This window comes from Bacteroides mediterraneensis (genome assembly GCF_016900355.1).
In the GTDB taxonomy this organism is placed as follows: Bacteria; Bacteroidota; Bacteroidia; order Bacteroidales; family Bacteroidaceae; genus Phocaeicola.
In genome coordinates, this window is the sequence record NZ_JACJKA010000004.1 from 18,705 (window position 1) to 30,704 (window position 12,000).

The following is a 12,000-nucleotide window of genomic DNA, read 5'->3' on the forward strand; positions in this document are numbered from 1 at the left end:
CTCTTGCCGGTTACCGGAAAAAGCGACCGACAAAAGGTAAAGTCCTTAAAGGTAAGTCTTTTTTGATAATAAATGCGACAAACAGCAAAATTAATATCGTACGGAAGCCTAAACGCAACCAAAGATTGGCAATCGGCGTTTCCTGTGACAACACATAGAGCACCACAGCCACAATCAGATAGAACGCCATGTCTTTCAACGGATAAGCTACCGGATACTTCTTTTGCCCGATAAAATAAGACAACAAGGTAATTACTCCGTAGCCTGCTACTGAAGCCCAAGCGGAAGCCACATATCCGTAAATCGGCACCAGCCAGATATTCAGTCCCAGAATCACGGCGCAACCAATCAAGGAGAAGTAAGCGCCCCAGTAGGTTTCATCGGTCAACTTGTACCAGAAAGAAAGGTTGAAATAAATGCCCTTGAAAATCTCGGCCAACATGACGATAGCCACCACGCTCAATCCTTCCCAGTAGTCGGAAGCCACCATATATTTCAGGATGTCCATGTAGCCCATCACGGCCAAGAAGGCCAATAATGAGAATATAAAGAAAAACTTCATGGCCGAAGAGTAAACTTTCTTGCTGTCTGCATCCTTGTTCTTGCCAAAGACAAACGGCTCATAGGCATAACGGAAAGCTTGCGTGAACATCGCCATGACCAGTGCCACCTTACTTGTGGCACTGTAGATACCCAACTGCACCAGCCCTTCCGAACGGTCATCGAACAGATAAGGATAAATCATCTTGTCGACCGTCTGGTTCAGGATACCGACCAACCCGAATATCAGAATCGGGAATGAATAGTTGATCATACGCTTCATCAACACCTTGTCCATATGATAAGACACGCCACGCAGCTCCGGAATGAAGAAGAACATCTGCAAGGCCGACATAATCAAGTTGGACACGAAGATGTAGCCCACCAAATACTCCGGATTATAGAACCAGTTCACCGTCTCTGGGGCATGAGCATTCAGCCACGGACAGACAAGCAGGAAGAACAGATTCAACAGAATGTTTCCTACAATGTTCAACAATTTAATGGAAGCGAACTTGATGGGGCGCTTCTTGTAACGCAGATACGCAAAAGGGATGCACTGGAAAGAATCGAGGGCCACCACACACACCATCATCGCAATGTAATCGGGATGGTCCGGATATTCCAACAAGGCAGAAAGCGGATGCAGGAACACCATGCACAGCACCACAAACAACAACGAAAGTCCTCCCACGAACAGCAGGGAGTTGGCATACACCTTTTGGGCATCCTCGTCCGACTTGTTGGCGAAACGGAAGAATCCCGTTTCCATACCGAAAGTCAGCAACACCAAAATCAATGCCGTATAAGCATATACATTCGATACCACTCCGTATCCTCCGGAAGCAGCGGGCAACACGGCCGTATAGAGAGGTACCAACAAATAATTCAAAAAACGTCCTACGATACTGCTCAGTCCATAAATGGCAGTATCCTTTGCCAAAGATTTTATTCCGGCCATATTCTTCAATTAATCAAACAGTGTCTTCTCACTGCTGTATTTACTTTTTCCTAAATGTTTATACGCCAGTTCGGTCACTTCACGTCCTCGGGGAGTACGCTTCAGGAACCCTTCCTTGATAAGGAAAGGCTCGTACACTTCTTCCAACGTTCCTGGGTCTTCTCCCAAGGCAGTGGCAATGGTAGTCAGTCCCACCGGACCTCCCTTGAACTTGTCGATGAGTGTACAGAGAATCTTGTTGTCTATCTCATCCAACCCATACCGGTCTATGTTCAAGGCTTCGAGGGCGAAACGGGCAATCTCCAGGTCTATCCGCCCCGAACCTTTCACTTGTGCGAAATCGCGCACCCGTCTGAGCAAAGCATTAGCAATACGAGGAGTTCCCCGACTGCGTGACGCAATTTCTCCTGCCGCATCCACATCGCACGGCACATCCAGAATACGGGCCGAACGAAGAACGATACGCGTCAGTATGGAATCATCGTAATATTCCAGATGGAGGTTGATGCCAAAACGGGCACGAAGCGGAGCTGTCAGCAATCCACTGCGGGTCGTGGCTCCCACCAGGGTGAACGGGTTCAGGTCTATCTGGATGCTACGGGCCGAAGGGCCTTTGTCAATCATGATGTCGATGCGATAATCTTCCATGGCCGAGTACAAGTACTCCTCTACCACCGGACTCAACCGATGAATCTCGTCGATGAACAGCACGTCGTTCGGTTCTAAGCTCGTCAATACCCCGGCCAAATCCCCAGGCTTATCGAGTACCGGGCCAGAAGTCACCTTGAACCCTACCCCCAGTTCATTGGCAATGATGTTGCTCAATGTGGTTTTTCCCAGTCCGGGAGGGCCGTGGAGTAATACGTGGTCGAGTGCTTCCGCCCGAAGCCGTGCCGCTTTTACAAAGATGCGCAGATTGTCCACCACCTTGTCCTGTCCGCTGAAGTCTTCAAACTGGAGCGGACGGAGCGCATTTTCAAAGTCACGCTCTTTTCCGGTAGGTTTATAATCACGTATATCAAATTGTTCTTCCATAAATTCGTCTAAAAGTCTGGTCACAAAAGTACGAATAAAAGAAGAATCCCCGATGAAGAATCCCGAAATTCGTTTATATATTGTATTTTTGTCTACTACAAAAACTGATTGAATTTATGACATCAACCACTACCCCACTGAATGGAAACCGATTGATTTTCTTCTCTCCCACCCACACCTCGGCCCAGATTGCACGGGCCATTGGAGAAGGTATCGGCATGGAAAGGAGAATAGAAACCGACCTGACCTTGGATGAATCTTCCTCTCCAATTGAGATGCAAGGAGAATTGTGTGTCATTGCCACCCCTGTCTATGGTGGACGAGTACCGACCCTTGCCCTGCAACGTTTACAGCGTCTCAAAGGAAACGGAGCTCCCGTGATTCTCGTCGTCGTATATGGCAACCGGGATTACGAAGATGCCTTACGGGAACTTCGGGATACGGCCATCAGCCTGGGCTTTGCGCCCCTGACTGCCGGAGCCTTCATTGGAGAGCACAGTTACAGCACACCCGAACTGCCGATTGCCGCCGGACGGCCGGATACCGATGATTTGCAGCAGTCCCGCGGGTTCGGGAAGGACAGCCTGGAAAAATGGAACCAACTGCATACAGCCGGTACCCCAATTCCCGAGCTGACCGTCAAAGGGAATTTTCCTTATAAATTGTGGACGCCGGGTGCCCCTGCATGTCCTACCTGTACGGAAAATTGCTTTGCCTGTGGCGAGTGTATCGAAGTCTGCCCGACTCACGCCATTCATTTCAATGCGGACCAGACTGCCATTGAAACGGACATCCAGCAATGCATCAAATGTTGTGCCTGCGTAAAAGTTTGTCCAAACAAGGCCCGTGAGTTCAAGTCTCCATTTGCGGCCATCCTCCACGAAAAGTGCAGTGCCCGCCGTCAACCGGAATTGTTTTTCTAATCTCAACCCAGCGTTTACATGAAAGAAAGAGAAAAAAGAGTTTTGGTCGGCATGAGTGGAGGCATCGACAGTTCGGCTGCCTGCATCATGCTACAGGAGCAAGGATATGAAGTAGTAGGCGTGACCATGCGTACCTGGGACGTCGCGTCTCATTTTACCCCCGGCAACGACCAGCCCAATGAAGTGATTGAAGCACAACAACTGGCTGCCCGCCTAGGTATCGAACACCACGTGGCCGATGTGCGGACCGAGTTCCGCCAAGTCATTGTGCAGTATTTCATCGATGAATACATGCGGGGACGTACCCCCAACCCTTGTGTAATGTGCAATCCCTTGTTCAAGGAACGGATTCTCTGTGAATGGGCAGACCGATGCAATTGTGCCTGGATTGCCACGGGACACTACTGCCAGTTGAAAGATATCAATGGTTATCGCTACATCCTGACCGGCGACGACCCCCTGAAAGACCAGTCGTATTTTCTATGGAAACTGCCGCAAGAGATTTTGAAACGGATGATGTTCCCTCTTGGCGGCATGACGAAAGCCAGCGTACGCGATTACCTCGCCTCAAAAGGTTTCGAGGCCAAAGCCCGTGGAGGAGAAAGCATGGAAATCTGCTTCATTGAAAAAGACTACCGGGAATTTCTGAAAGAGCATTGCCCCGACATTGACGAAAGGATTGGTCCGGGATGGTTTGTCGACAGCAAAGGGCTGAAACTGGGACAGCACAAAGGTTTCGCCTACTACACTATCGGACAGCGGAAAGGATTGGAAATCGCCTTGGGAAAACCGGCCTACGTATTGAAAATCAATCCTGCCAAAAACACAGTCATGCTGGGAGATGCCGACCAGCTCAAGACCCAATATATGCTGGTAGAAGATTACAATGTAGCCAGTCTGGATGAACTGCTCAGTTGTAAGGACTTGGCTGTACGCATCCGCTACCGCAGCCGGTCGATTCCTTGCCAGGTGATTCTGCTGGAGAACGGGCAACTGTTGGTCCGCTTCCAACAAGAGGCTTCTGCCATCACCCCCGGTCAGTCGGCTGTGTTCTACGAAGGCAACCGGGTATTGGGTGGCGGATTCATCGCTTTCCAGCAAGCCATCAAAAAGATAGGTGCCGAGAACGAAGCGAAGTTCCCGAAATAAATCACTCCTATACCTAAAAAAGATGCCCGGACTGCTCCTCACAAGCCGTCCGGGCATCTTTATTTGTCCAAACTTTAAAGATTATTCTTTGTCACGATCCGGAGAAAAACGTACCGGGTCATTGTACTGCTCTTGCAGTTTGGCCATTTCCGCCTTCAGTTCCGTCACGATTCCCTCATATTCTTTCTGACCATACAAATTGTGCATTTCGTGCGGGTCTTCCTGCAAGTCATACAGCTCCCATGTATCAATGTCATTATAGAAATGAATCAGTTTGTAACGGTCTGTACGTACTCCGTAATGGCGTTTCACCATGTGTTCGGCCGGATACTCGTAGAAATGGTAATACAAAGCCTTGCGCCAGTCTTTCGGGTGCTCTCCTTTTAACAAAGGCAGCAGAGAAACTCCGTGCATGTCCGACGGAACTTCCACTCCCGCCAATTCCAGGAAAGTAGGCGCATAGTCGATATTCTGCACCATTTCCGTAATGTCTCCCTTGCGGGTAAAACCTTCCGGCAGACGCATAATCAGCGGGGTATGCATGGATTCTTCATACATGAAACGCTTGTCGAACCAACCATGCTCTCCCATATAGAATCCTTGGTCGGAAGTATAGACAATCAATGTATTTTCCAGCAAACCTTTTTCTTTCAGGTAATCCAACACACGCCCCACATTGTCATCCAACGATTTGACCGTCTTCATATAATCACGCATATAACGCTGGAACTTCCAATTGGCCAGTTCCTTTCCTTGCGGATTCTTTTTATAGAAGTCATCAATAATCGGGCCGTAGAATTTGTCCCAGGCCGCACGCTGTGCACTGTCCAAACGTCCCAGGAAACTTTCATACACGCTCTTTAAGCGGGAATCCTTGTCCGGACGGAGCATCTTCAGGTCATAAATCATGTCCATGTCCTTTACGATGCTCATTTCCTGTGCCGCAGCTGCTTCACGTCCTTCATAATCGTCAAAGAAATTATCCGGCAACGGGAAAGTCTTGTCTTCATACAAGGCCAGGTTGCAGGTATCTGCCATCCAGTTACGGTGAATCGCCTTATGGTGAATCATCAGGCAGAAAGGTTTCTTCTCATCCCGCTTGTGCTCCAGCCAGTCGATGGCATCGTCCGTAATGATATTGGTAATATATCCGTGCTTCTGGATGGTATCGTTATCCTGTGTAATAAAATTCGGATTATAATAATCACCCTGCCCCGGCACAATTTCCCAATAATCGAAACCAGAGGGCAGACTTTCCAAATGCCATTTTCCAATAATGGCCGTCTGATAGCCAACCTTGCGCAGCAGTTTCGGGAACGTCTGCTGCGCGCTGTCGAACACACAAGTGGTATTATCATAGAATTTGTTGCCGCAAGAATGTTTTCCAGTCAGCATACAGGCACGGCTGGGACCACTCAACGAGTTGGCCACAAAACTATTGGTAAAACGTACACCTTCATTGGCAATCCGGTCCAGATTGGGCGTTTCCATGTAGCGTGTGTCATAACAGCTCATCATCTGCGCCGTATGGTCATCGGTCATGATATACACAATGTTGTATTGCTTCTTTTCCTGCTTGTCAGCTTGCTGACAGGCAGTGGTCACAGCCGATAGGATAACCATACCGGCAAGGGGGTAAAGTTTGTTCATAATTTGGTTTTAGGTTATTAAAGTTTATAAAGCGGAAATACGGAGTTTGTAACTCATCGGCTTTTGTGGTATCTGGTATTTCAGCATGGTTTCCGGACCACAGCTTGCGTTACCCAATCCCCGAAGTGCGGCATCCAGATGCAACACTACGTAAGGACGTTTCTCCAGTTCCCATGTATGCTTGGTGTTCATCAAATCCTCGTCAGTGTAACGCAACGCGGAGAACGACACATTACCCTGCGTCTGGATACGGATACCCTTGCCGGATGCATCGGTCAGTTCCAAACTGCGCAAGCCTTCCCGGTTGCCCATGGACTGCGGTTTGACATACTTACCGCCCATTTCATCTACCGTAGTAGTATAACGTCCTACCGGGCAAGCGTCTTTCCGGTCTACGTAGTTTTCCCACGGCCCATGTGCATAATAATTTACCTGTGTCAACGTAGAATCCAACAGGCATACCAGCCCACAACGGCGCAAATTGGCAGTCTGCGGAGAGAAGCGTACATCCATATCCAACACACCGTCTGGAGTGAAAGTATACACAATGTTGGTGGCACACAAAGAGCCTCCGCGGGAAGTACGTACCAGTACCTTTCCTTTTTCCACAGTTACTTCGCATGTACCGGCTGCATCCAGCCCGTTGGCCACTTCCTTGAACAAATCATTTTCAATCCAGCGATGGTTATCGTACAAGAAACCGCCCTTATGACTGATAATTTCCTTACCGCCCATGTTCAACTGAATCAGCTGCCCTGTGCTCCTGTCGAATACGGCACGTACCTTTTCATTCGCTACTGAAACCTGTTTCTCATCTTCCCGAACATCCCAGTTGTTTTTCTTTTTCTTCGCAGCCAGTTCCGGCAATGCCGCCCGTTCGGTCAGTTCAAACTGACGGAAGGCCACCTCATGTCCTGCTTCTGCCCATACGGTAGACGACAGCATCCGCACATGCAGATTGACCATCACCTCGTCACCGTTTTTCTGTGCCCCCGACAGATTCACACCCGTCAGTTTCAGACTGAGAGCCACGGAATCGCCCGGAAGCACCGCCTCCAGTTTCAAGCTGTCGGCCCCCACAATCTCTCCATTCTTTACCGTCTCCCATTTCAAGTCGAAGCCGTTCAACGGCAGGAACGCATATTTATTGGTCACCTGGATATTGGCTACATCGTGTGCCGCATCCATACCCAGACACTTGAAGCCTACATATTGATAAATGGCTTTCACCTCCTTCAGCTTCGGTGATTCTTCCCGTGTGGCCGGGACGATACCGTTTGAACAGAAGTTACCCTGATGCGGACCCGGGAAGTCATATCCCGTATGCAAGCGATAAATCCCTTTCTTCATTTCATGAGGTTCGTAAATCGCCTGGTCTATCCAATCCCAGATAGCTCCTCCAATCGTAGCCTTACTGCCTTCTATGCTTTCCCAGTATTCTTTCAAATTACCGATGGCATTTCCCATGGCGTGCGCATATTCACAGACAAAGAGAGGCTTTTCGAACGCGCTCACATGTTCCTCCATCCAGTCCATGCTCGGATACATCTTGGAATAGAAATCGCTGAAACGGTTACCTCCGTATGATTTCCCGTCGCGTGCACCTTCATAATGCACCGGACGGCTGTCCAGTTTCTTGGCCGCGTCATAGCAATCACGGAAGTTCGCTCCTCCTCCGGCTTCATTGCCCAGACTCCAGAAAATCACACTCGGATGATTACGGTCTCTCAATACCATCCGGTCAATACGGTCTACAAACGAAGGTATCCAGGAAGGCATGTCACTGATAGACTGGTTGGCATGGTTTTCCAAGTCAGCCTCATCCATCGTGTACAGGCCATAGTAATCAAACATGGCATACATTTTAGCGGCATTCGGATAATGCGACGTACGAATCGTATTGATGTTGTTCCGCTTCATGGTCAGCACATCCCACAACATGGACTCCGTCGTCACAGCCCGTCCGTACATCGGATGCGTATCATGCCGGTTGGTTCCCTTAAAGAATACCCGCTTGCCATTCAGATAAAGCAACGAGCCCTTCACTTCGATGTCACGGAAACCGTATTTCGTAGAAAAGGCCATTTCGTCCTTTCCTCCCTGACGCTGTATCACTTGCACAGTATACAAGGTAGGAGTTTCAGCAGTCCACAAAGACAAATCTGTCAAATCGAATGACACATTAGCCGTACTTACCGGAGAAGAAGGAGCGTATTTCACAGCTACTTCCGATTCGGCTACCTTACGGCCTTCCGGATCTAACAGACGCACCAGCAGATTCTTGGTACCCTTCAGCTTGTCACGGTTATCCAAAGACAACTTCACATTCATGGTTCCACTTTTATAGTTCTTGTCTTTATCCAATAGGCAGGTAATGTAATGATCGCGTACACTTACTTTCGGTACATTATATAAATATACATCACGGAAGATACCACTCATACGGAACATATCCTGACATTCCAGATAAGAACCGTCACACCAGCGGAACACCTGCACAGCCAGACGATTTTCGCCCGGTTTCAGGTACTTGGTCACATCAAACTCAGCTACATTGTTTGCTCCTTGTGAATAGCCCACATATTTTCCGTTGAGATACACAAAAGCTGCACTGTAAATACCACCGAAATGAATGAAAGTACGTTTTCCATCCCAGCCTTCCGGCAAATTAAACGTACGTACATACGAACCTACCGGATTGATACCATAGTTCTTTCCGCCATCGTTAAAACCTTTACGTGCCTGAATATAAGGCGGTGTGTTGGCATGCGGGAATTCTACATTGGCATAAATCGGACGGTCGTATCCCTGCATTTCCCAGTTAGACGGCACAGGAATGCGGTCCCATCCCGATACATCGAAATCTTCCTTATAAAAATCCAGTGGACGTTGTGAGGGTTCTGACACCCAATGGAAAGCCCATGTACCGTTCAGCAGCATATAGGCAGAGTTATGTACTTCCTCCCAAGGGCGGTCATAGAAAGCCTTGTCTGCCAACATATCTTTCTCTGAAGGATAAGGCATATACGTGGCATGACCTACTTCCTTATTTTCTTCAAAGCGAGTTTCATCTTCCCAGTACACTTTTTCGCGTGCAGCCATACCTGCTCCTTCGGGCATAGGCACGGCGCTTACCCGTATCTGGAACAAAGAAGCTTCCATCGTTTCAGCCTTCTTTCTGTCCATCAACTGCAGACGGCCGTCTTTCTGACATACCAGCATAAGCGACGGAGTATTGGCCGGAGCCAGTCTCACCCCGTTTGCGGTTTCCTGTATGCTCCACAACTGCGCCTCATCACTTCCGTTTACCTCTGTAACGACCAATGCCTTATGGTCTACATCAGCTCTCAGCGCCTTGTCTTCGAATACATTCACAAAACGGAAACTTCCCGATAACTCGTTAATGTTCCACTGCTGTTTCTGGTCGTCCTTACTCAAGGATTTCAATATCACAGACGACCCCTTATCATAGCCCAGTACCTTATTTGATACCTTTGCAGGGAATACATTATAAAGCTTATCTTTATCGTATCTGCTTTGCGAAGATACATTCTGAGCCATCCATACCAGAAGTCCCAGGACCATCAAAAAACGATAAATTTTCATCATAACATTTGCTATATTAAAGTGGAATACATACTAAATTTCTAACTTTTCCCTTAAATCCCATCTTAGTATCTCCCAACTGCCTCAATGGGAAAATCAAGGTTTCCTGATACCAGAAACGATCCTTCCGCTGCCGTTTTTCATTATACACTTCACCAACACGACCTTCCAGTCTTTCTTGAAGCTGTCCGTTCACAAATAGAGAAGTACCCTTCACATCCCCCTCAATTCTCACCTTTGTCCATTGTCCGGCAGGCAAACGATATGCATGGAACACAAACTCATAGCCGTCACGACGGAAAGCAAACTTGCCGGTATTCTGCCAATTGGAAACAAATTCTGAATGCGGCCCTTTGAACAATATGGCATCAATATTAGGCGACGCATCCGGACACAATTCAAATTCTACCGCATAAGGATAGCCTATTTCATCTACTTCCGTAGTTACGATCTCCGTACCAGATAAAGTCACTTCTCTTCCTGCTTCAATCAGTGTGGTCTGCTCGTCTACCTTAGCTAACAAGTTTACACCTGGAGCCTCAGGAGTAGTAGCGCAAAGCGCCATGAATTGCTCAAAAGGCACTTTATCCGCATTTTCACCCTTCCACATCTTTTCACACACCACCTGCAAACCTGGGAAAGTACGAAAATGTACATCCTGTTCGCTAATTCCATTACCCACACGGTCATTCCAGACTGCCAGCATCGCCCCCAGGAAGTTAGGGTGACGTACGGTCATTTTCGGATCACCCTTCCGCATCATTTCCGGCATCCAGTTTTCATACAACCACTGATAGTTCAAGAAATCATAATAATAATGCGCCGCAGGCACCAGATACAACAGCCCGTCACACAAATTCACCACCTTGGCACCCGCATCCAGACAAGTCTGCACATCCATCCAGTCATAATTCCATGCACTCACCACTTTTCCTTTCAAATCGACAGGAGTATTTCCTTTCATCACATTCAAGCTTCCCCACAAACGCGGAGTCTTGCCATATTTTGACACAAAATCCAGATAATGATTCGTAAAGCGACGGAACTGTTCCGATTCTTTCTGGTTATATTCATCTGTACCGATATGCACCTCCGGTCCTACGAACACGGGATTCTCGCCCGACAGATATTCATCAAACAGTGCATCCACAAATTCGTAAACCTCCGGTTTGTATAAATCCAGGTGGTCCATACCATACTCTTTCTTATCGGCTGCCAGACGCGGATTATAATGTGTGAAAGCCAATGAATGAGCCGGCACGTCAATCTCCGGTATCACATTTACCCCATAACGTGCTGCCATAATCTGAAAATCACGGAATTCTTCTTTGGTATAAGAACCATCCTTTGCCGTCAGCCCCGGGAAGCGCTCGCTTTCCAGACGAAAAGCCGCATACGTCTTGTTCCAGTCATTCCCAAAGAATTCCACAAAACCATTGTCATTCAAATGTACCTGCAACTCATTCAACTTATAGAACGAAAGAATTTTGACATAATCACGCAAGTAGTCCATCGTAAAGAATTTACGAGCCACATCAATCATGAATCCTCGGTTGGGATACAAAGGAAAGTCCGTAGCCCGTCCTTTCATCAGTCCCTCCGGCTGGTTATGAATCATCTGAAGCAAAGTACGCGTACCCCAGAAGACACCTTTGGCAGTAGGTGCTTCAATGGTAACCTCACTCTGAATGTTCATGCGGTATCCTTCTTCGCCCAAGGTTTTGTCCGGTTTTCCCAAAGTCAGATAAACGGTCCCTTTTTCTTTCTTTCCTACTTCTACCCGATAATCCCAGCCAAACATTGCTTTCAAATCCTGTACCAGGATCTCGGCTCCTTCTTTCAGTTCCTTTTCTTCCTCTGGAGAAACAATCACTTTTCCAGCCTCCGGAAGCACCAGCTTTCCTTTTGCTGCTTTCCACTGCTGCAAAGCAGGAATCACTTGTGGCACATTCTGGCCTACTGCCATCATTAACCCACACAACCACATCACACTACATAAAATCAGGTGTCTCATTGTATCAAATTTAAAGTTTACATATTTATCCTAAGAAATAACCGTTTCTGCAGAAATCAACGACACTCATACTAAAAATTATCATCTATATTGATTAAGGAAACACTAAACCATGAACAAAT

Annotated in this window: 7 protein-coding genes; 2 read left to right on the forward strand and 5 right to left on the reverse strand. The window is 47.7% G+C overall.

Features of this window, described 5'->3' with window-relative positions; translation table 11 throughout:
• Window positions 1–10 precede the first annotated feature (10 nt).
• Together H6A28_RS03935 and ruvB are read right to left on the reverse strand one after the other, a co-directional pair.
• Window positions 11–1,501, reverse strand: coding sequence for a lipopolysaccharide biosynthesis protein (locus H6A28_RS03935; protein ID WP_204478947.1), 1,491 nt, complete (start codon window positions 1,499–1,501; stop codon window positions 11–13).
• Window positions 1,502–1,510: 9 nt separating this feature from the next.
• Window positions 1,511–2,536, reverse strand: a complete 1,026-nt coding sequence (ruvB, locus tag H6A28_RS03940) for a Holliday junction branch migration DNA helicase RuvB (protein ID WP_204475594.1) — start codon at window positions 2,534–2,536, stop codon at window positions 1,511–1,513.
• 116 nt (window positions 2,537–2,652) lie between these two features.
• On the opposite strand from ruvB, the gene H6A28_RS03945 reads away from it, so the two are divergent.
• Window positions 2,653–3,459 carry a 4Fe-4S binding protein gene (locus H6A28_RS03945; RefSeq protein WP_204478949.1) on the forward strand — a complete coding sequence of 269 codons (807 nt, stop codon included), beginning with the start codon at window positions 2,653–2,655 and terminating at the stop codon, window positions 3,457–3,459.
• 18 nt (window positions 3,460–3,477) lie between these two features.
• Window positions 3,478–4,608 carry a tRNA 2-thiouridine(34) synthase MnmA gene (mnmA, locus tag H6A28_RS03950; RefSeq protein ID WP_204478951.1) on the forward strand — a complete coding sequence of 377 codons (1,131 nt, stop codon included), beginning with the start codon at window positions 3,478–3,480 and terminating at the stop codon, window positions 4,606–4,608.
• Window positions 4,609–4,689: 81 nt separating this feature from the next.
• On the opposite strand, the gene H6A28_RS03955 is transcribed toward mnmA, so the two are convergent.
• Genes H6A28_RS03955 through H6A28_RS03965 form a run of 3 tightly spaced genes read right to left on the reverse strand, consistent with a single transcriptional unit; the run spans window position 4,690 to window position 11,878 of the window.
• Window positions 4,690–6,231 (reverse strand): sulfatase family protein, encoded by a 1,542-nt coding sequence (locus H6A28_RS03955; RefSeq protein WP_239465259.1) that lies wholly within the window; start codon window positions 6,229–6,231, stop codon window positions 4,690–4,692.
• 51 nt (window positions 6,232–6,282) lie between these two features.
• Complete coding sequence (locus tag H6A28_RS03960; protein ID WP_239465250.1) at window positions 6,283–9,867, reverse strand: glycoside hydrolase family 2 TIM barrel-domain containing protein; 3,585 nt, start codon at window positions 9,865–9,867, stop codon at window positions 6,283–6,285.
• A gap of 13 nt (window positions 9,868–9,880) precedes the next feature.
• Entirely contained in the window at window positions 9,881–11,878 is a 1,998-nt protein-coding gene (locus H6A28_RS03965) for a family 20 glycosylhydrolase (protein WP_204478955.1), read from the reverse strand.
• Between the last annotated feature and the right edge of the window lie 122 nt (window positions 11,879–12,000).

What these genes read in the sequence shown, in the direction of transcription:
- H6A28_RS03955 (WP_239465259.1), bottom strand. Translation starts at nt 6,231, where the DNA reads ATGGTTATCCTATCGGCTGTGACCACTGCCTGTCAGCAAGCTGACAAG.
- ruvB (WP_204475594.1), bottom strand. Translation starts at nt 2,536, where the DNA reads ATGGAAGAACAATTTGATATACGTGATTATAAACCTACCGGAAAAGAG.
- H6A28_RS03945 (WP_204478949.1), top strand. Translation starts at nt 2,653, where the DNA reads ATGACATCAACCACTACCCCACTGAATGGAAACCGATTGATTTTCTTC.
- H6A28_RS03965 (WP_204478955.1), bottom strand. Translation starts at nt 11,878, where the DNA reads ATGAGACACCTGATTTTATGTAGTGTGATGTGGTTGTGTGGGTTAATG.
- mnmA (WP_204478951.1), top strand. Translation starts at nt 3,478, where the DNA reads ATGAAAGAAAGAGAAAAAAGAGTTTTGGTCGGCATGAGTGGAGGCATC.
- H6A28_RS03960 (WP_239465250.1), bottom strand. Translation starts at nt 9,867, where the DNA reads ATGATGAAAATTTATCGTTTTTTGATGGTCCTGGGACTTCTGGTATGG.
- H6A28_RS03935 (WP_204478947.1), bottom strand. Translation starts at nt 1,501, where the DNA reads ATGGCCGGAATAAAATCTTTGGCAAAGGATACTGCCATTTATGGACTG.